The following is a 19,437-nucleotide window of genomic DNA, read 5'->3' on the forward strand; positions in this document are numbered from 1 at the left end:
GGCCGATGCTCGGGGATCACTCCCCGTCCATCACCGAATCGGGCTGGATGTCGATCTTCGCGCCGGTCAGCTTGGCGGCGAGGCGGGCGTTCTGGCCCTCCTTGCCGATGGCGAGCGAGAGCTGGTAGTCGGGGACGAGCGCCCGGACGGCCTTCAGGCTCTGGTCGATCACGAACGCGCTGGTCACCTTGGCGGGCGAGAGCGCGCTGGCGACGAAGGTCGGCAGGTCGGAGGAGTAGTCGACGATGTCGATCTTCTCGTTGTTGAGCTCGGCGGTCACCGCGCGCACGCGCTGGCCGAGCTCGCCGATGCAGGCGCCCTTGGCGTTCACGCCGGGCTCGGTCGCGCGCACCGCGATCTTGGTGCGGTGGCCGGCCTCGCGGGCGAGGGAGACGATCTCCACCACGCCGGACGCGATCTCGGGGACCTCGAGTGCGAACAGCTTGCGCACCAGCGACGGGTGGGTGCGGGACACCTGGACCGACGGGCCCTTGGGTCCGCGGCCGACGCTCGTGACGTAGACGCGGATGCGGCGGCCGTGACTGTAGTCCTCGCCGGGCACCTGCTCCTCGGGCGAGAGGATCGCCTCGATGGAGCCGAGGTCCACGTGGATCATCCGCGGGTTGGGGCCCTGCTGGATGACGCCGGCGACGATGTCGCCCTCGCGGCCCTTGAACTCGCCGAGCACGTGCTCGTCGGCGATGTCGCGCAGGCGCTGGTTGATGACCTGCTTCGCGGCGAAGGCGGCGATGCGGCCGAAGTCGCGCGGGGAGTCCTCGGCCTCGCCCACGACGGCGCCCTCCTCGTCGAGCTCGGGCACGAAGACCGAGACGTGACCGGTCTTGCGGTCGAGGTGCACGCGCGCGTCGACGGCGGTGGCCTTGTCGGCGTCGTCGGCCTGGCCGATGTGCTTGAGGTAGGCGGTCAGGATCGCCTGCTCGATGATCTGCACGAGTTCCTCGAAGGGGATCTCGCGCTCGCGCTCCATGAGTCGCAGAACGCTCAGGTCGATGTCCACGGGCGGGCCTTTCTCTCTATTCACTTGGATGCCGCGGTGGTGACCGCGATCGTTCGCCTGTCGGGCTCTCACCCGGATCAGCCCTCAAGGGTACCCGACGCGGCCCGGGGTTCCACCCGCGGATCCTGCCGACGCGGAATGGGCCCCGCCTGCCGCGGGAAGCGGTGGCGGGGCCCTCGGCGTGTCGGGTCTAGGCGCCCAGCCGGGCGAGCGCGTCGGCGACCGGGAGCTGCTCGCGCTCGCCGGACCGGCGGTCCCACAGCTCGACGATCCCGTCGGCCGCTCCACGCCCGGCGATGACGATCACGGGCACGCCGATCAGCTCGGCGTCGCCGAACTTCACGCCGGGCGAGACCTTCGGGCGGTCGTCGACGAGCACGTCGCGGCCGGCGGCCTCGAGGGAGGCGCCGACCGACTCGGCGAGCTCGAGAGCCGCCGCGTCCTTGCCGGTCGCGATCACGTGCACGTCGAACGGCGCGACGTTCGCGGGCCAGAGCAGTCCGCGGTCGTCGTGGGTGGCCTCGGCGATGATGGCGAGGATGCGGGTCACGCCGATGCCGTAGGAGCCCATCGTGACGGTGACGAGCTTCCCGTTCTCGTCGAGGACCTTCAGCCCGAGGACGTCGGCGTACTTGCGGCCGAGCTGGAAGACGTGGCCGATCTCCATGCCGCGGGCGGTCTCGATCGGGCCCGAGCCGTCGGGCGCCTCGTCGCCCGTGCGGACGTCCGCGACCTCGACGGTGGCGTCGCCGTGGAAGTCGCGGCCGGCGACCAGGTCGAGGACGTGCTGCCCGGAGACGTTGGCCCCGGTGATCCAGGCGGTGCCGTCGACCACGCGCGGGTCGAGCAGGTAGCGGACGCCGGTCGCGGACTCCTCGCCCAGGACGGCTCCCTCGGCCGACCAGGGGCCGATGTAGCCCTTGACCAGTCCGGGGTGCTTCGCGAAGTCCTCCGCGGTCGCGGCCTCGACCTCGGCCGGGGCGAAGGCCACCTCGGCGCGCTTGAGGTCGACGTCGCGGTCGCCGGGCAGGCCGACGACCACGAGCTCGCGGGTGCCGTCGAGCGCGGTGAGCGCGAGGACGACGTTCTTCAGCGTGTCCGCGGCGGTCCACGCGCGGCCGTCGGGCCGGGGCTGCGTCGCGTTCGCCAGGTCGACCAGGGTCTGGATGGTCGGGGTGTCGGGCGAGTCGAAGACGCGCGCCTCCGGCAGGCCCTCGACGGGCAGCGCTGCGGGGACGGGCGTGCGGTAGGCCTCGACGTTCGCCGCGTACCCTCCCGCCGACCGGACGAAGGTGTCCTCGCCGACGGGGGTGGGGTGCAGGAACTCCTCGCTCCGCGAGCCGCCCATCGCTCCGGCGTCGGCCTGCACGATCACGTACTCCAGGCCCAGGCGCGCGAAGATCCGCTCGTAGGCGTCGCGCTGGCGCTGGTAGCTCGCGTCGAGCCCGGCGTCGGTGTAGTCGAAGGAGTAGGCGTCCTTCATCGTGAACTCGCGGCCGCGCAGGAGGCCCGCGCGGGGCCGCGCCTCGTCCCGGTACTTGTCCTGGATCTGGTAGATCGACAGGGGGAGGTCCTTATAGGAGGAGTAGAGGTCCTTCACGAGCAGCGTGAAGAACTCCTCGTGCGTGGGAGCCAGCATGTAGTCGGCGTCCTTGCGGTCCTTCAGGCGGAACACGCCGTCGCCGTACTCGGTCCAGCGGCCCGAGAGCTCGTAGGGCTCGCGGGGCAGGAGCGCGGGGAAGTGCACCTCCTGGGCGCCGGCCGCCTCCATCTCCTCGTGGATGATCCGCTCGATGCGGCGCTTGACGCGCAGGCCCAGCGGCAGCCAGGCGAAGACGCCGGGCGCCTGACGGCGGATGTAGCCCGCGCGGACGAGGAGGCGGTGGCCCGCGACCTCGGCGTCGGCGGGGTCCTCCCGGAGCGTGCGGACGAACAGATGCGAGAGACGGGTGACCACGAGGGACGATCCTATCCGCTGCGCTCCCCCGGCTCGCGAGGGCGCCGGGAGCCTCAGTCCGGGATCCGCGAGAAGACGACGGCTCCGCCCGTGCCGTCCAGCAGCACGTCGTCGGGGGTGCCGCCGATCGTCATCGGGCCGGAGAGGAGCGCCCGGAGCCGGATGGCCTCGGGGCTCGGCGTGTCGGAGCAGGTGTCGGATCCGGTCACCTCGTCACCGGGGACCAGCACGCCGGCGTCGATCCGGTAGGCGGCGCTGACCACGAGGCAGCCGGTGCCGACGACCAGGGTCGGCGCACCCCCGACGCTCTCGGAGCGGAGGCGGACACGGGCGTCCTCGACCCACACCGTGTAGGGGGTCTCCCCCTCGGCCGCGGTCAGCACCCAGCGGTCGCAGCCGAAGGGGTCCTGCGGGGTGCGGCTGTCGATGCACTCGCCGGCCTCGGACGACGGGCCGCTGCGGAGCGCGGCGACACCGGAGGCGAGGAGCGCGGCGGCGACGACCACGAGCGCGAGGCGCAGTGCGGGGCGGACCACGTCGATCCGCCCCGCACCGTCTCAGTTCGCGCCGACGGTGACGACCGGGGCCCCGGTCGAGGTGTCGTCGGCCGGCATCTCGGCGGCCAGGCGGTTGGCCTCCTCGATGAGGGTCTGGACGATCTCGGCCTCGGGGACGGTCTTGATGACCTCGCCCTTGACGAAGATCTGGCCCTTGCCGTTGCCGGAGGCGACGCCCAGGTCGGCCTCGCGGGCCTCGCCGGGTCCGTTGACGACGCAGCCCATGACGGCGACGCGCAGCGGGACGCTCATGCCCTCGAGGCCGGCGGTGACGTCGTTGGCGAGCGTGTAGACGTCGACCTGCGCGCGGCCGCAGCTGGGGCAGGAGACGATCTCGAGCTTGCGCTCGCGGAGGTTCAGCGACTGCAGGATCTGCAGGCCGACCTTGACCTCCTGCGCGGGCGGGGCCGAGAGGGACACTCGGATGGTGTCGCCGATGCCCTCGCCGAGCAGGATGCCGAAGGCGGTGGCGGACTTGATGGTCCCCTGGAACTCGGGGCCCGCCTCGGTGACGCCGAGGTGGAGGGGCCAGTCGCCGCGCTCGGCGAGCTGGCGGTACGCCTTCACCATGACGACGGGGTCGTTGTGCTTGACCGAGATCTTGAAGTCGTGGAAGTCGTGCTCCTCGAAGAGGCTGGCCTCCCAGACGGCGCTCTCGACGAGGGCCTCGGGGGTGGGCTTGCCGTACTTCTGCAGGATGCTCGGCTCGAGCGAGCCGGCGTTCACGCCGATGCGGATCGAGACGCCGGCGGCCTTCGCGGCGGCGGCGATCTTGCCGACCTGGTCGTCGAACTTGCGGATGTTGCCCGGGTTCACGCGGACCGCGGCGCAACCGGCGTCGATCGCGGCGTAGACGTAGTTCGGCTGGAAGTGGATGTCGGCGATGACCGGGATCTGGCTCTTCTTCGCGATGATCGGCAGCGCCTCCGCGTCGTCGCGGCTCGGCACCGCGACGCGGACGATGTCGCACCCGGACGCGGTGAGCTCGGCGATCTGCTGGAGGGTCGCGTTGATGTTCGTCGTCGGTGTGGTGCACATCGACTGGACGCTGACCTGCGCGTCACCGCCCACGAGCACCTTTCCCACCTTGATCTGGCGGGACTTGCGGCGGGGGGCGAGGGTCATGGGGACCTTGGGAAGACCCAGATTCACTGCTGGCACGCGCCCCATCGTACGCGCGCCGCGGGACCCCTCGTCCGCTCGCCGCGTCTTCCCAGCCGCCGCCCCTCGCCCGGGGCTCCGCCCGCGCGCCGCCGCGTGCGATCTGCAGGCCGACGTGCGATCTGCAGGCCCCCGTGCGATCTGCAGGCCCGCGTGCCATCTGCAGGCATCCGTACCATCTGCAGGCCCGTCACCCGGGAAAGCGCTTCCACCCCAGTCAGCCCGCCGAGAATCCCCCGGATCCCCTGCACATCGCACCGGAACAGGACGCGCGCGGCCTGACCGGCGCCCGTGCCATCTGCAGGCCCCCGTGCCATCTGCAGGCATCCGTACCATCTGCAGGCCCGTCACCCCGGAAAGCGCTTCCACACCAGTCCGTCCGTCACGCACCCCCCGGATCCCCTGCACACCGCACCGGAACAGGACTGGAGTGAGCTGATCGGCCACCGTGCGATCTGCAGGCCCATGTGCGATCTGCAGGCCCGGCACCCCGGAAAGCGCTTCCGCACCACTCCGCCCGCCGCGCATCCCCCGGATCCCCTGCACACCGCACCGGAACCGGACGACTCCATCCGCCACGCGCACCCCGAGGCGAACGGGTGGATCGCGTCCCAGCGATTCGCCCTAACCGACCGCACCACGCTCCACCCGCGCACCCACCCCGAAGAGCCGACCGCGCCACGCCGGTCAGGGACCGGCGTGCCACCCCCGAGGCGAACGGGTGGATCGCGTCCCAGCGATTCGCCCTAACCGACCGCACCACGCTCCACCCACGTACCCCCTCGCTCAGCCGACCGCGCCACGCCGGTCAGGGACCGGCGTGGAAATGAACTCAGAACAGCGTGATCGGCTTCACGATGTCGGCGTAGATCAGCAGGGCGCTCATTCCGCCGAGCACGAGCACGACGACGTAGGTCAGCGGCAGCAGGCGGGCGATGTCGACGGGGCCGGGGTCGCGGCGGCCGAAGAGCTTGGCGATCCGGCGGCGCAGGCCCTCCCAGAGAGCGCCGGCGATGTGGCCGCCGTCCATGGGGAGCAGCGGCACCAGGTTGAAGACGAGGAGGGCGATGTTGAGGGAGGCGAGGACGCCGACCATCGTCTGCACCTTCGACACGACGGGGAGCTGGTCGGAGGCGGCGATCTCGCCCGCGATCCGGCCGACTCCGACGACGCTGATCGGACCGTTGGCGTCGCGCGCCTCCGAGCCGAACGCCGCCTGGGCGACGTCGATGAGGCGCTGCGGCAGGTTGAGGATGACGTGGGCGACGCTCGTGATGTTCGACCAGACCGTCTCGGGCACCGCGGTGATCGGCTGCTGTGCGAGGGCCGATGTGGGCGAGATGCCGATGAACCCGACCGTCTGCGTCTCGATCGCACCGGAGGCGTCGGTGACGGGGGCACCGTTCGCGTCGGTCACCGCGACCTCGTTCTCGGCGGGGGTGATCGTGAGGGTCAGCGGGGCGCCGTCGCGCTGGACGGACACGCTGAGCGGGACGCCCGCGGAGCGCTGGATGATCGGGGTCAGGTCGTTCCAGGTGCTCACCGGAGTGCCGTCGATGGCCGTGATCGTGTCGCCGGGCAGCAGGCCCGCCGCGGCTCCGGGTGCCAGCGGGTCGTCGGCGGTGCAGGTCGCGGTCGCGCGCTGCGACTCCGGGACCACGCACTGCGAGACCGCGGCGAGGGTGCTGGTGCTCTGCGGGATCCCGATGCCGCAGAGGAGGACGGTGAAGAGGACCGTGGCGATCACGAGGTTCATGAAGGGACCTCCGGCCATGACGATCACGCGCTTCCACACGGGGAGCCGGTAGAACGCGCGGTGGTCCTCGCCTTCGCCGATCGTCTCGGCGCTCGCGGCGCGGGCCTCGTCGATCATCGTGGCGTAGGCGCCGCGCTTGGGCTCCTCGAGCTGGGCCTCGGAGGACGCCAGGCCGTTGAAGAAGCCGGTGCTCGACTCCGTGGGCCGGTCCCCCGGGTGCTTCGGCGGGTACATGCCGATCATGGCGATGTAGCCGCCGAGCGGGATCGCCTTGACGCCGTATTCGGTCTCGCCGCGGCGCCGGGAGAAGATCGTCGGCCCGAAGCCGATCATGTACTGCGTGACCTTGACCCCGAACAGCTTGGCGGGGAGCAGGTGCCCGACCTCGTGCAGCGCGATCGAGAGGGCGACGCCGACGGCGATGATGACGACGCCGAGGACGAAGAGCAGCACGGATTCCACCGACACACTGTAGGCCGGGGCCGCCCGTCCACGCTGGGGTCCGCCTGCACGGATCCGATGAACTCCGCGCCCGAGCGGATCAGCGGCGCGACGTCGGCCGAGACGGATCCGCGGAGGCGGAGCCCGTCCGGGCGACCTCTGGTCAGACCGCGGCGATCCGCTCGTCCGCCGTGCGGCGCGCCCACTCCTCCGCCGCGGCCAGCGACTCGCGGGTCAGCGCGCCGTCGACGCTGTGCGCATCGACCACCGCCTCGACCGTCTCGAGGATGTCGAGGTACCCGATCCGCCCGGCGTGGAACGCCTGCACGGCCTGCTCGTTCGCCGCGTTGAACACGGCCGGGTAGGAGGCGCCCGCCTCGCCGACGCGCTTCGCGAGCCGGACCGAGGGGAACGCCTCCTCGTCCAGCGGCTCGAAGGTCCAGGAGTGGGAGCGGGTCCAGTCCAGCGGGACGCCGACCCCGGCGACGCGGTGCGGCCAGTCGAGGCCGAGCGAGATCGGGAGTCGCATGTCCGGCGGCGAGGCCTGGGCGATCGTGGAGCCGTCGACGTACTCGACCATCGAGTGGATCACCGACTGCGGGTGCACGGTGACGTCGATCCGGTCGTAGGGGACGTCGAAGAGCAGGTGCGCCTCGATCACCTCGAGCCCCTTGTTGACCAGGGTGGAGGAGTTGGTCGTGACGACCAGGCCCATGTCCCAGGTCGGGTGCGCGAGCGCCTGCGCCGGGGTGACGTCGCGGAGGGAGGCGCGGTCGCGTCCCCGGAACGGCCCGCCGGACGCGGTCAGCACGAGGCGGCGGACCTCCCGGTGCTCGCCCGCGAGAAGGGCTTGGGCGATCGCGGAGTGCTCGGAGTCGACCGGCACGATCTGGCCGGGAGCGGCGAGCGAGGTGACGAGCTCGCCGCCGACGATCAGCGACTCCTTGTTGGCGAGGGCGAGCGTCCTGCCCTCCTCGAGCGCCGCGAGGGTCGGGCCGAGCCCCACCGAGCCGGTGATCCCGTTCAGCACGACGTCCGCGTCGACCGAGCGGATCAGCTGCTCGGCCTCCTCCGCGCCGAACGCCGTGTGCTCGACGCCGAACGCGGACGCCTGCTCGGCGACCGCCGCCCGGTTCGAGCCGGCGGCGAGGCCGACGACCTCGAACCGCTCCCGGTTCGCGCCGATGACGTCGAGAGCCTGCGTGCCGATGGACCCGGTCGAGCCGAGGATGATGACCCTGCGCATCCGCCCATCCTGGCACGGAGCGCCGAGCGCCTCCCGGTCAGCTGATGGCGAGGATGTCGACCACGAAGACGAGGGTGTCGGTCCCGCTGATCCCCGCGTTCTGGTTGCCCTGGTCGCCGTAGCCCTTCGACGGCGGGATGGTGACGAGCACCTGCGAGCCGACGGTCTGGCCGACCACGGCCTCCTTGAAGCCCTCGATGACGTCGCCGGTGCCGAAGGCGGCGGGAGCAGGCTTGCCCCAGCTCTGGTCGAACACCTCGCCCGTGCCCCAGACCACGCCCTGGTACTGCACGATCAGCTGGTCGCCGTCGGCCACGGTCGCGCCGCTCCCCTTCTTGAGGACGGCGAGCTGCAGGTCGGCGGGCGGGTCGGTCGAGGGGATGGTGACGGTGGGCGCCCCGTCCTCGGCGAGCGCCACCGTCGGCAGGCCGTCGACCGGGGGCTGCGGCTCGCCGTCGGCGGCGGTCGGCACGATCTGCTCGACGTCGATCACCATGACGATCGAGTCGGTCGCGGCGATGCCGAACTGGCTCTGCCCGGCGTCGCCGAACGCGTCGGCCGGGGGAACGACGGCGACGACGCGCGAGCCGACGGTCGCGCAGTTGACGGCCTTGACGAGGCCCGCGAGGTACTGGTCGGTGTCGACCTCGAAGGCCGCGCGGCCACCGGACGCGTAGCTGCTCGCCGAGAACTCGGCACCGCTCGTCCCGTTGTAGAGCGTGTAGTCGACCAGCACGGTGTCGCCCTCGGCGACCTCCTCGCCGGTGCCCTCGATCGCGACGGAGCGCTCGGTGGCGTCCACGCTGACCGGGCTGGGGAACACGGTGACCGGCTTGGTGGCGAAGTCGCCGCTGGTCTGCACCGCGGCGGTCGCGTCGCCCTCGGTCGCGCAGCCGAGCGGGGTGGCGGAGGCGGACGGTGCCGCGCCCGGCTCCCCGGGGGTGCAGGCCGCCAGGCTCAGGGAGGCGCCGAGGACGGCGAGGATCGCGAGGGTTCTGCGCACAGGGGCACCTTTCGTGACCGGCGGCGGCCGGTGGACGTTCGGGGATCGCCTCCATCCTGCACGGCGCGCCTCGCAACGCGCTGGGTGCGGGTCCTCGAACGGTCCAGGCCTACCATCGGGGCATGCGTGAATTCTCGGTCCCCCAGTCCCGAGAGCTCGTCACCGAGCTCCCCGGCCCGCGCTCCGTCGCCCTCCAGGAGCGCCGCGTCGCCAGCGTCTCCCGCGGCGCCGGGACGCTCGCGAACATCTACATGGACCACGCCTCGGGCGCCGTCCTGGTCGACGTCGACGGCAACCGCCTGATCGACCTCGGCTGCGGCATCGGAGTGACCACCATCGGCCACGCGCACCCCGCGGTCGCGGCGGCCGCGGCCGCGCAGGCCGAGAAGCTGACGCACACCCTCTTCACCGTCACTCCGTACGAGAACTACGTCCGGGTCGCCGAGAAGCTCGCCGAGATCACCCCCGGTGACTTCGAGAAGCACTCGATCCTCGTCAACTCCGGCGCGGAGGCGGTCGAGAACGCCGTCAAAATCGCGCGGAAGTTCACCGGCCGCCGCGCCATCGCGACGCTCGACCACGCCTTCCACGGCCGCACCAACCTCACGATGGCGATGACCTACCGCCCCTGGCCGGAGCGCGCGGGCATGGGCCCCTTCCCGGGAGAGATCTACAGCCTCCCGATCAGCTACCCGTTCCGCGACCCCGAGGGCATGACGGGCGAGGAGGCGGCCGAGCGCACCATCGACTACATCACCACCCACATCGGCGCGCAGGAGCTGGCCGCGCTCTTCGTCGAGCCGATCCAGGGCGACGGCGGCATCATCATCCCGGCGCCGGGCTACTTCCGCCGCCTGTCCGAGTTCTGCACCGAAAACGGCATCGTCTTCGTCGCGGACGAGATCCAGGCCGGCATCGCCCGCACCGGCACCTGGTACTCCATCGAGCACCACGGCGTGGTCCCGGACCTGATCACGACGGCCAAGGGCATCGCGGGCGGCTTCCCGCTCGCCGCCGTCACGGGCCGCGCCGAGATCATGGACGCCGTGCAGCCCGGCGGCATCGGCGGCACGTTCGGCGGCAACCCCGTCTCCACCGCCGCGGCGCTCGCGACGTTCGAGGCCATCGAGTCCGAGGGCCTGCTGGAGGAGGCGCAGCGCGTCGAGCGCCTGCTGCAGGCGCGGATCGGCGATTGGGCCGAGCGCTTCGCGGTCGTCGGCGAGGTCCGCGGCAAGGGCGCCATGTGGGGCGTCGAGCTCGTCCACCCGGGCACGAGGAAGCAGTACCCGGAGGCGCTCACCGCGATCCTGAAGCACGCCACCACGAACGGCGTGATCGTCCTCGACGCGGGCAGCTGGGACAGCGTGCTGCGGATCATGCCGAGCGTGGTCATCAGCGAGGAGCTCATCGACGACGCCGCGACCGTGATCGAGGAGGCGCTCGCCCCGTTCGGCTGAGCCGCCGCATGACCGGAGCGGCATGGACGCCCCGGTAGCTTCGTCGGAATGCGGATCGACGACGACCACGAGAGGCCGACTCCCCCGGGGATCGGCCTCTCCGCGCGTCTGGCGCGCCTGTCCATCGGCGGCGTCGGCCGGCTGGTCTACCGGCCGATCGTGGAAGGTCGGGACAACGTCCCGGCCGAGGGACGCGTGATCCTGGCCGCCAACCACCTCTCGTTCATCGACTCGCCGGTGCTGACGCTGCTCGCCCCGCGGCCGGTGCAGTTCCTGGCCAAGTCGGACTACTTCACGGGCACCGGGGTGCGGGGCGCCCTCTCCCGCGCCTTCTTCACGAGCGTCGGAGCCGTGGCGGTCGAGCGCGGCGCCGGCCAGGCCGCCCAGGAGGCGCTGGACCTCGGCCGGGCGATCCTCGAGCGGGACGAGGCGTTCGCCGTCTACCCCGAGGGCACCCGCTCGCGGGACGGGCGCCTCTACAAGGGCCGCACCGGAGTGGCGTGGCTCGCCCTCACCACGGGCGCCCCGGTGGTCCCCGTCGGCATCATCGGCACGCAGGAGCTCCAGCCGGTGGGCACGCGGGTGCCGCGCCTGCACCGGATCACGGTCCGCTTCGGGGCTCCGCTGGACCTCTCGCGGCACGGCTCCGCCGACTCCGGCCGCGCCCGACGCCACGCCACCGACGAGGTGATGGCGGCCGTCCACGCGCTCTCGGGCCAGGAGCTCGCTGGAGCGTACAACGAGTCTCCGCCGACGACCACGGTCGAGCGCATCCGCCGGGCGCTTCCGCACGAGCGCCGCTGAGCCTCAGCGCGCGGACGCCTCCGGCTCGTGGGCGACGGGGAAGTTCACCGAGTTCGCGATGAAGCAGAGCCGGGAAGCCTCGGCGTGCAGCGTCTGGGCGATCGCCACCATCGACTCCTCGGCGACAGTGACACGGGGCCGGAGGGTCACCGAGGTGAAACGGCCGCTCTCCCCCTCCTGCAGCATCGAGCCCACCGCGTCGTCCGTGTAGCCGGTGACGACGACTCCGTTCTTCACCGCCACGTGCAGGTAGGAGAGGAGGTGGCACTGCGCGAGCGCCGCGAGGAGCAGCTGCTCCGGGTTCCAGCGGTCCGTGTCGCCCCGGAAGGGCGTGTCGGCCGAGGCGAGGATGGGCGCCGGGCCCTCCGCCGTGACGGTCAGCTGGCGCCCGTACTCGCGGTAGCCGCTCGTGCCGGTGCCCCGGTCGCCCTCCCAGACGACGGACACCGCGTACTCGTGCTCGGACTTCATCGGGCTCCTCCTCGACGGCGGTGGATCAGGCCGGTCGCGCCGGTCTGGACCTCTGGACGCGGGACCCCCGCGGGTAGACTCCGAGGACCATGACAGACACGCTCGCCCCCCAGGTTCCCACGTCAGCAGTCCCCCAGGAGCGGCGCGTCGCGACCGAGATCCCCGGGCCGCGATCCCGGGCCCTGCACGAGCGCCGCCTCGCCGTCGTGCCCACCGGCGTCGGCACCGCGCTCCCCGTCTACATCGACCGCGCGCACGGCGCGATCCTGGTCGACGTCGACGGCAACAGCTTCATCGACCTCGGCGCCGGCATCGGCGTGACGACGATCGGGCACACCGACGACTCCGTCGTGGCGGCCGCCGCGGAGCAGCTCGCGCGCCTCACGCACACCCTCTTCACCGTCACTCCGTACGAGCCGTACATCCGTGTGGCGGAGCTGCTCGCCGAGCACACCCCGGGCGACTTCGCGAAGAAGACGGTCCTGGTCAACTCCGGCGCGGAGGCGGTCGAGAACGCCGTCAAGATCGCACGCAAGCACACCGGCCGCCCCGGCGTCGCGGTGCTCGACCACGCGTACCACGGCCGCACCAACCTCACGATGGCCATGAACTTCAAGGCCCTGCCGTACGGCCTGGGCTTCGGGCCCTTCGCGAGCGACGTCCACCGCGCGCCGAGCTCCTACCCGTACCACGACGGCCTGTCGGGAGCCGAGGCCGCCCAGCGCGCCATCTCCTACCTCGAGAAGACGGTCGGCGCCTCCGCCCTGGCCTGCCTCGTGGCGGAGCCGATCCAGGGCGAGGGCGGCTTCATGGTCCCCGCCGAGGGCTTCCTCCCGGCGCTCCAGGAGTGGTGCACGGCCAACGGCATCGTCTTCGTCGCCGACGAGATCCAGTCGGGCATGGCCCGCACCGGCGCCTGGTTCGCCAGCGAGCACCTGGGTCTCGTCCCCGACCTCGTCCTGTCGGCCAAGGGCATCGCCGGCGGCCTCCCGCTCGCCGGCGTGACCGGCCGGGCCGAGATCATGGACTCGGCGCAGGCCGGCGGGCTCGGCGGCACCTTCGGCGGGAACCCCGTCGCCGCCGCCGCTGCGGTCGCGGTCTTCGAGCGCATCGAGCGGGAGGGCCTCCTCGCCGAGGCCGACCGGATCGGCGCGCGCCTGGGCGCCGCTCTGCGCGGCCTGCAGGAGCGCTACGACATCATCGGCGACGTCCGCGGCATCGGCGCGATGATGGCGATGGAGCTGGTCCAGCCCGGCACCGCCGGCACCACGAAGGAGCCGAACACCGCGGCCGTGCAGGCGATCATCGACTACGCCGCGCAGCACGGCGTCCTCGTGCTGAGTGCCGGCACCTACGGCAACGTGGTCCGTTTCCTCCCCAGCCTCGCCCTCACCGACGAGCTGCTCGACGACGCCGTGTCGGTCGTCGCCGACGCGTTCGCCACCCTCTAGGCGCGATCCCCCGAAGGCCACCGCGGGCGCCGAGGCGCTCCTCGGTGGCCTTCGGCGTCACCGGGAGCGCGGGACCGGTCGGCGCATCGGGCAGGATGGGGGGATGCCAGCAGGAACCTTCACCGTCGCCGAGTCCGTCGAGCTGGCGGTCGTCGAGCGCTCCGGGTTCGTCGAGTCGCGCCACGCCGGCTCCGCCGTGCTCCTCGACTCCGAGGGCCGCGTCGCCCGCAGTCTCGGCACGCCGACAGCGCCCGTCTTCCCCCGCTCCTGCCTCAAGCCGTTCCAGGCCCTCGCGGTGATGACCGCGGGAGTGGAGCTGAACGGTGCGGAGGCGGTGATCGCCACGGCGAGCCACGCGGGCATCCCCCAGCACGTCGCACTGGTCCAGAACCTGCTCTTCCGCGCCGGCCTCGATCACACCGCCCTCCAGTGCCCGGCCGACTGGCCCGGCGACGCGGGGACGCGTGCCCAGCTTCTGCGGGCGGGCGCGACTCCGGACCCGCTCTACATGAACTGCTCGGGCAAGCACGCGGCGATGCTGCTGGCCTGCGTGCAGAACGGCTGGAGCACCGAGGACTACCTCGAGCGGACGCACCCGCTGCAGCAGCACATCGTCGACACGATCGAGCGCCTCACCGGCGAGCGCATCGTGGCCTCGGGGATCGACGGCTGCGGTGCTCCCGTGCACGCCCTTCCTCTGACCGCGCTGGCGAAGGGCGTCTCGCGCATCGTGTCCTCCTCCCCCACCTCCCCGTTCGGCCTCTACCGCCAGGCCGGCGTCCTCACGGCCGCGATCCTCGAAAACGCCTGGGCGATCGACGGCCCGGGCCGGGACAACACCGTCGTGATCGAGCGCCTGGGCCTGGTCGCCAAGCTCGGCGCCGAGGGCGTGCTCGTGATGGCCTCGCCCGACGGCACCACGGTCGCCCTGAAGATCCTCGACGGGAGCCTGCGCGCGGCGACCGTGGTCGCGCTGAAGCTCCTGGTCGAGGCGGACGCGGTGGACCGGACCGCGGCGAACGAGGTGCTCGTGCGGCTGAACCCGGTCGTCTCGGGCGGCGGGCGTCCGGTCGGCGCGATCCGCGCCTCCTACGTCTGACCCGGGCACACGCGCTACTGCTCGCGCGCGAGCCGCTTCGCCCGGGCCGCCGCGGAGACCTGCGTGACCACCACCACGAGGATGGCCAGGACGAACACCGCCGATGCGATGACGTTCGCCTCCGCCGGGATGCCGCGCGCCGCCGCGATGTAGATGTACTTCGGGAACGTGGTGACCGATCCGGAGTTGAAGTTCGTGATGATGAAGTCGTCGAAGCTCAGCGCGAACGAGAGCAGCGCCGCGGCGAGGATGCCGGGCAGCAGCAGCGGGAAGGTGATCCGCCAGAAGACCTGGTTCGGCGACGCGTACAGGTCTCGTCCCGCCTCCTCCAGCTTCGGGTCCAGGCTCGCCACCCGCGCCTTCACGGTGACCACGACGAAGCTGATGCAGAACATCGTGTGCGCCAGCACGATCGTGACCAGTCCCTTCTCGGCGCCCACGCTGAGGAACTGCGCGGCGAGGCCGGCTCCGAGCACCACCTCCGGAGTCGCCATGGGGAGGAACAGCAGCAGGCTGATCGCCGAGCGGAACCGGAAGCGGAACCGCACCAGGGCGATGGCGATCATGGTGCCGAGCGCGGTGGCCAGCACGGTGGCGATCACCCCGACCAGCAGGCTGTTCCCGAAGGCGGTCATCACCTCCTCGCTGGTCCAGGCCGACACCCACTTGTCGAGGGTGAAACCGCGCCAGGCGAGGTTGCTCTTCCCGGAGTCGTTGAAGGAGAAGACGAAGGTGTACCCGATCGGGATGAGCAGGAAGAGCAGCGCCAACGCCGTGTAGACGCCGAGGCCGAGGCCCCGGAAGCGGCGGCGGCCCCGGACCGGGGCGGGGGGTGGCGCGCCGAGCGCCTCCTGGGCGCTCGCGAGCGGACGGTCGGCCGTCGCGGTCACAGGAGGTCCTCCGTTCCACTGCGCTTCACGTAGAAGCCGACGATGACCAGGATCACGGCCATCAGCACGATCGAGAGCGCGGCGGCCGCCGGGTAGTTCTCGAGCGTGAGGAAGTTCGCCTCGATCGCGTTGCCCACCATCGAGGTCTGCGACGAGCCGAGGAAGTCCCGGCTCGCGTTGATGTAGTCGCCCGCCGCGGGGATGAACGTCAGCAGGGTGCCCGAGACGATGCCCGGCATCGACAGGGGGACGGTCACGCTCCAGAACACGGAGGCGGGGTGAGCGTAGAGATCCGACCCGGCCTCCAGGAAGCGCACGTCGAGGCGTTCGAGCGTCGTGTACAGCGGCAGCGTCATGAACGGGATGAAGTTGTAGGTGATGCCGAAGATCACGGCGATCGGCGTCCCCGTGAGATGGCCGTCGCTCGGCAGCACCGCCACGGCCTTGAGCGCCTGCACGAGCGGGCTCTCGTCCGCGAGGATCTGCTTCCACGCCAGCGTCCGCAGCAGGAAGCTGATGAAGAAGGGCGCGATCACCAGCGTGAGGAGCAGGTTCTGCAGCAGCGGCCAGGGCCGCGCCTTCACGCCGATGAAGTAGGCCAGCGGGTAGCTGATCACCAGCGCGAGCACCGTCGCGATCAGCGCGTAGCCGAAGGAGCGGAGCACGTGCGGCCAGTAGTCGCCCATCACCACGAGGTAGTTCTGCCAGGCGAACCCGGGTGCGTACTCGCCGATGTCCCCGTCCGGCACCTCGGCCTGGAACGACGTGATTACGAGTGAGATCAGCGGTGCCAGGAAGAACAGCAGCATGTAGGCGATGCCCGGCAGCAGCAGGACCAGCGCGATCGTCGACCGCCGGCGGACCGGAGCGTCCTGAGGATCCGCCTGCCCCGTGGCGAAGGCGGCGAAGGCCATGCCTACGCTCCCCCGCTGCGGCCGGCCAGGAGCCCCCGGCGCTGCACGGCGATGGCGCTGGTGGAGTCGTCCGCCTCGAAGCGCGCGACCGAGCCCGGCTCGTCCGCGAGTCCGAAGCCGTGCTCGGTGCTGAAGCCGACCCACACCTCCGCTCCCTCGCCGACGACCGGCCCGAAGACCATGTTCTGCGCGAAGACGACCACCGGGCCCAGGCCCGGCATCCGGATCGTGTACTGGGTGCTGACCCCGCTGAAGGAGACGTCGACCACGCGGCCGGGCCCGAGCACGTTCCGGTCGGAGTCCGCCGGCGGCTCCTGCGTCAGCAGCAGGAGCTTCTCGGGGCGGACGCCGACGGTGATCTCGCCGCTCGTGCGGGCGCAGCGGGCGACGGGCACGACGATCCGGTGCCCGCCCGCGTCGACGGTGAGCGCGCGGTCGGTGCTGCCGACCACCTCCCCCGTGAAGAGGTTGGACTGGCCGAGGAAGTTCGCGACGAACGCGGTGCGCGGGAGCTCGTAGAGCTCCTCCGGCGCGCCCATCTGCTCGATCCTGCCCTTGTTCATCACCGCGACGGTGTCGGCCATCGTCATGGCCTCCTCCTGGTCGTGCGTGACGTGGAGGAAGGTGAGGCCCACCTCCTCCTGGATCGACTTGAGCTCGAGCTGCATCTGCCGGCGGAGCTTGAGGTCGAGGGCCCCGAGCGGCTCGTCGAGCAGGAGCAGTGCGGGCCGGTTGACGAGGGCGCGCGCGAGGGCGACCCGCTGCTGCTGGCCACCGGAGAGCTGCGCGGGGCGGCGCTGGGCGAGGTGGTCGAGCTCGACCAGGCGGAGCGCCTCGTGCGCTTTGCCGACGGGGTCGGCGATCCTCCGCCGCTTCAGGCCGAAGGCGACGTTCTCGAGGATCGACATGTGCGGGAACAGCGCGTACGACTGGAACACGGTGTTGACGGGCCGCTGGTAGGTCTTCGTCTCGGTGACGTCCCGCCCGCCGATGAGGATCCGGCCGGCGGAGGGCTCCTCGAGCCCGGCGACCAGCCGCAGCGTCGTCGTCTTGCCGCAGCCCGAGGGGCCCAGCAGGGCGAAGAAGGAGCCCGCCGGGATGGTGAGGTCCAGGGAGTCGATGGCGGTGAAGCCGGGGTACTGCTTGCTGATCCCGACCAGCTGGAGGTCGGCGCCGCTCTCGGCGAAGGTCCCGATCGCCATCAGATGCCCAGGAGCACCTTCTGGAACTCGGCCTGGTACTCCTTCTCCTCCGCGGCGGTCAGGGTCCGGAACACGTGCGCCTGCGCGAGCGTGTCCTCGTCGGGGAAGATCAGCTGGTTCTCGGCCAGCTCCGGATCGATGCTCTCCATGACGTCCTTGGCTCCATCCACGGGGGTGATGTAGTTGACCCAGGCGGCCACCTCGGCGGCGACCTCGGGCTCGTAGTAGTAGTTCATCAGGGCCTCGGCGTTGGCCTTGCGCTCGGAGCCCATCGGGACGACGAAGGTGTCGTTCCAGAGTGCGCCGCCCGAGTCGGGGAAGGCGAACTCCCACTTGTCGCCCGCCTCGGCGTTGATCAGGGTGATGTCGCCGGACCAGCAGATCGCCGCGAGGGTGTCCTCGTTCTGCAGGTCGTTGAGGTACGCGTTCCCCTTGATGTTGCGGATCTGACCGGCGTCGACCTGCTCGCGGAAGACGTCGATCGCGTTCATGTACTCGTCGTCGCCCCAGGAGCCGGCGATGTCCGTGCCCTGCGCGAGCATGATCAGCCCGATCGTGTCGCGCATCTCGCTCAGCACGCCGACGCGGCCGCGGAGCGACGGATCCCACAGCTCCTCGATGCTCGAGAGGCCGTTCGGCAGCTTCTCCTTGTTCCAGCAGATGCCCGAGAACCCCGCCTGGTAGGGGAGGGAGAGCCGACGGCCCGGATCGAAGTCGGGGTTCGCCAGCGAGGGGGTGAGGTTGGCGATGTTCGGGATGTTCGCGTGGTCGAGCTCCTGCACGTAGCCGCGGCGGACCAGGCGCGAGACCATCCACTCCGTCAGGCAGACCGTGTCGGCGCCGATGTACTGCCCGAGCGCGAGCTGGTCCTTCACCTTGCCGTAGTAGGAGTTGTTGTCGTCGACGGCGACGTTGTAGGTCACCGCGATGCCCGTCTGCTCCTCGAAGCCCTGGAGCGTGGGGTAGTTCCCGTCGTCGTCCTCGTCCATGTAGGCGGGCCAGTTGTCCCAGACCAGGCGCGGGTCGTCGGCCGATCCGTCGGCGGCGGCGGTCGGAGCGGCACGGGTCTGCGGGGCGCAGGCGGCCAGGGCGAGGGCACCCGCTCCGAGGCCGATCCCGCCGAGGACCGCCCGACGCGAGAGGACCGCCCGGCGCTCGCGCTCGTGCGAGCGTGCCGCGGCGACGGCCCGGCGGAGGACGGGATCCCTCGGGAGGGGACGGGTCATGGCGGGGGCTCCTGACTGCGTCGGGGCTCGTGCCTCGGGGGCCGAACGTGGGGAAATACTGGCACAGCGCTCGTCCGCCTGTCACGGCGAACGGAGGAGAACGCTCATCCGGAAACATGATCGTCACGAATTCCGCACCCGGAGGCCGTGTCGACTGCCGATTCGGTCCCCGGAGGCCGTGCCCTCAGCGAGTGAGGGGCGGGCGTCCCGAGCCGCCGGCGGACCCGTCGACGCGCTCGACCGCCATCTCCACGGAGGAGAGCAGGATCCGGCTGCCGAGCTTCGCGCGGTAGCGGCGGCCGGCCTCGAGCGGGAGCGGCGCCTGGGTCGGCGCGACCAGCACGGACCCGTTGGCCGACCAGCGGTCCCTGACCCAGAGCCCGCCCTCGTCGAAGCCGAACTCGAGGTGGGTCTTGGAGAGGGATCGCGACGGATCCGGGATCGCGAGGATGTGCCGGAACGTCTCGTTGGGGTCCGGGAGCGGCTGGCGTCCGATCAGGCCGTTGCCGGTCACGATCGCGTGCTGCCCGGTCGCGAAGCTGAGGCGGACGAGCCCCTGCGAGGGCGGCGCCATCGGAGCGCCGGGGGCGGGACGCCGGTGCCGGCCGGGGGCCAGGCCCGGCAGCCAGGCGCGGCGGGACGGATCGAGGACCGTCGTGTCGCCGGAGGAGGAGGGTCGGGACGCACCCGTCGTGGCGTGCGCCGCCACCGACGAACCGCACTCGCCGCAGAGGATCGCCCCGGGAGCGAGGTTGGAGCCACACGTGCTGCAGATCACCGAGAA

17 protein-coding genes are annotated in these 19,437 nt (G+C 71.6%); 4 read left to right on the plus strand and 13 right to left on the minus strand.

Annotation, left to right across the window (positions count from 1 at the left end; genetic code table 11):
* Nucleotides 1–16 precede the first annotated feature (16 nt).
* From nusA to C5C24_RS00450, 7 genes are all read right to left on the minus strand, one after another.
* A complete protein-coding gene (nusA, locus tag C5C24_RS00420) occupies nucleotides 17–1,018 on the minus strand; it encodes a transcription termination factor NusA (protein ID WP_104225180.1) in 1,002 nt (333 codons plus the stop codon).
* 190 nt (nucleotides 1,019–1,208) lie between these two features.
* Nucleotides 1,209–2,975, minus strand: a complete 1,767-nt coding sequence (locus tag C5C24_RS00425; protein ID WP_104304031.1) for a proline--tRNA ligase — start codon at nucleotides 2,973–2,975, stop codon at nucleotides 1,209–1,211.
* Nucleotides 2,976–3,028: 53 nt separating this feature from the next.
* Entirely contained in the window at nucleotides 3,029–3,511 is a 483-nt protein-coding gene (locus C5C24_RS00430; protein ID WP_104304032.1) for a hypothetical protein, read from the minus strand.
* A gap of 21 nt (nucleotides 3,512–3,532) precedes the next feature.
* Entirely contained in the window at nucleotides 3,533–4,693 is a 1,161-nt protein-coding gene (gene ispG, locus C5C24_RS00435; RefSeq protein ID WP_173244694.1) for a flavodoxin-dependent (E)-4-hydroxy-3-methylbut-2-enyl-diphosphate synthase, read from the minus strand.
* An 832-nt stretch (nucleotides 4,694–5,525) separates the two neighbouring features.
* Entirely contained in the window at nucleotides 5,526–6,911 is a 1,386-nt protein-coding gene (locus C5C24_RS00440) for an RIP metalloprotease (RefSeq protein ID WP_258064994.1), read from the minus strand.
* Between the two features lie 142 nt (nucleotides 6,912–7,053).
* Complete coding sequence (dxr, locus tag C5C24_RS00445; protein WP_104304033.1) at nucleotides 7,054–8,136, minus strand: 1-deoxy-D-xylulose-5-phosphate reductoisomerase; 1,083 nt, start codon at nucleotides 8,134–8,136, stop codon at nucleotides 7,054–7,056.
* A gap of 37 nt (nucleotides 8,137–8,173) precedes the next feature.
* Entirely contained in the window at nucleotides 8,174–9,139 is a 966-nt protein-coding gene (locus C5C24_RS00450; protein ID WP_104304034.1) for an FKBP-type peptidyl-prolyl cis-trans isomerase, read from the minus strand.
* A gap of 122 nt (nucleotides 9,140–9,261) precedes the next feature.
* Between C5C24_RS00450 and C5C24_RS00455 the strand changes: the two genes are divergently transcribed.
* Nucleotides 9,262–10,596, plus strand: coding sequence for an aminotransferase class III-fold pyridoxal phosphate-dependent enzyme (locus C5C24_RS00455; RefSeq protein ID WP_104304035.1), 1,335 nt, complete (start codon nucleotides 9,262–9,264; stop codon nucleotides 10,594–10,596).
* A gap of 48 nt (nucleotides 10,597–10,644) precedes the next feature.
* Nucleotides 10,645–11,400, plus strand: coding sequence for a 1-acyl-sn-glycerol-3-phosphate acyltransferase (locus tag C5C24_RS00460; protein WP_104277135.1), 756 nt, complete (start codon nucleotides 10,645–10,647; stop codon nucleotides 11,398–11,400).
* A 3-nt stretch (nucleotides 11,401–11,403) separates the two neighbouring features.
* On the opposite strand, the gene C5C24_RS00465 is transcribed toward C5C24_RS00460, so the two are convergent.
* Nucleotides 11,404–11,871 (minus strand): OsmC family protein, encoded by a 468-nt coding sequence (locus tag C5C24_RS00465; protein ID WP_104304036.1) that lies wholly within the window; start codon nucleotides 11,869–11,871, stop codon nucleotides 11,404–11,406.
* 89 nt (nucleotides 11,872–11,960) lie between these two features.
* On the opposite strand from C5C24_RS00465, the gene gabT reads away from it, so the two are divergent.
* Together gabT and C5C24_RS00475 are read left to right on the plus strand one after the other, a co-directional pair.
* Complete coding sequence (gene gabT, locus C5C24_RS00470) at nucleotides 11,961–13,322, plus strand: 4-aminobutyrate--2-oxoglutarate transaminase (RefSeq protein ID WP_104304037.1); 1,362 nt, start codon at nucleotides 11,961–11,963, stop codon at nucleotides 13,320–13,322.
* Between the two features lie 103 nt (nucleotides 13,323–13,425).
* Nucleotides 13,426–14,421 (plus strand): asparaginase, encoded by a 996-nt coding sequence (locus C5C24_RS00475; RefSeq protein WP_104304038.1) that lies wholly within the window; start codon nucleotides 13,426–13,428, stop codon nucleotides 14,419–14,421.
* Between the two features lie 14 nt (nucleotides 14,422–14,435).
* Here C5C24_RS00475 and C5C24_RS00480 read toward each other — a convergent pair whose 3' ends face one another.
* The 5 genes from C5C24_RS00480 to C5C24_RS00500 form a co-directional block, all read right to left on the minus strand.
* Nucleotides 14,436–15,191, minus strand: a complete 756-nt coding sequence (locus C5C24_RS00480; RefSeq protein WP_258064999.1) for an ABC transporter permease — start codon at nucleotides 15,189–15,191, stop codon at nucleotides 14,436–14,438.
* Nucleotides 15,192–15,307: 116 nt separating this feature from the next.
* Nucleotides 15,308–16,225 carry an ABC transporter permease gene (locus C5C24_RS00485; protein ID WP_104304039.1) on the minus strand — a complete coding sequence of 306 codons (918 nt, stop codon included), beginning with the start codon at nucleotides 16,223–16,225 and terminating at the stop codon, nucleotides 15,308–15,310.
* 2 nt (nucleotides 16,226–16,227) lie between these two features.
* On the minus strand, nucleotides 16,228–17,427 hold the full coding sequence (locus C5C24_RS00490; protein ID WP_104277131.1) for an ABC transporter ATP-binding protein: 1,200 nt from the start codon (nucleotides 17,425–17,427) through the stop codon (nucleotides 16,228–16,230).
* On the minus strand, nucleotides 17,427–18,653 hold the full coding sequence (locus C5C24_RS00495; protein WP_104277130.1) for a PotD/PotF family extracellular solute-binding protein: 1,227 nt from the start codon (nucleotides 18,651–18,653) through the stop codon (nucleotides 17,427–17,429). Before C5C24_RS00495 ends, C5C24_RS00490 begins: the two co-directional genes overlap by 1 nt.
* 184 nt (nucleotides 18,654–18,837) lie before the next feature.
* Nucleotides 18,838–19,362: a hypothetical protein gene (locus tag C5C24_RS00500; RefSeq protein ID WP_104223034.1), complete on the minus strand. Its 525-nt coding sequence runs from the start codon at nucleotides 19,360–19,362 to the stop codon at nucleotides 18,838–18,840.
* Between the last annotated feature and the right edge of the window lie 75 nt (nucleotides 19,363–19,437).

Source organism: Rathayibacter sp. AY2B3, from assembly GCF_002931755.1.
Classification (GTDB): domain Bacteria; phylum Actinomycetota; class Actinomycetes; order Actinomycetales; family Microbacteriaceae; genus Rathayibacter.

Excerpts from the sequence above, each read along its gene's own strand:
- C5C24_RS00465 (WP_104304036.1), bottom strand. The coding sequence starts at position 11,871 with ATGAAGTCCGAGCACGAGTACGCGGTGTCCGTCGTCTGGGAGGGCGAC.
- C5C24_RS00460 (WP_104277135.1), top strand. The coding sequence starts at position 10,645 with ATGCGGATCGACGACGACCACGAGAGGCCGACTCCCCCGGGGATCGGC.
- gabT (WP_104304037.1), top strand. The coding sequence starts at position 11,961 with ATGACAGACACGCTCGCCCCCCAGGTTCCCACGTCAGCAGTCCCCCAG.
- dxr (WP_104304033.1), bottom strand. The coding sequence starts at position 8,136 with ATGCGCAGGGTCATCATCCTCGGCTCGACCGGGTCCATCGGCACGCAG.
- C5C24_RS00455 (WP_104304035.1), top strand. The coding sequence starts at position 9,262 with ATGCGTGAATTCTCGGTCCCCCAGTCCCGAGAGCTCGTCACCGAGCTC.
- C5C24_RS00495 (WP_104277130.1), bottom strand. The coding sequence starts at position 18,653 with ATGACCCGTCCCCTCCCGAGGGATCCCGTCCTCCGCCGGGCCGTCGCC.
- C5C24_RS00475 (WP_104304038.1), top strand. The coding sequence starts at position 13,426 with ATGCCAGCAGGAACCTTCACCGTCGCCGAGTCCGTCGAGCTGGCGGTC.
- C5C24_RS00485 (WP_104304039.1), bottom strand. The coding sequence starts at position 16,225 with ATGGCCTTCGCCGCCTTCGCCACGGGGCAGGCGGATCCTCAGGACGCT.
- C5C24_RS00490 (WP_104277131.1), bottom strand. The coding sequence starts at position 17,427 with ATGGCGATCGGGACCTTCGCCGAGAGCGGCGCCGACCTCCAGCTGGTC.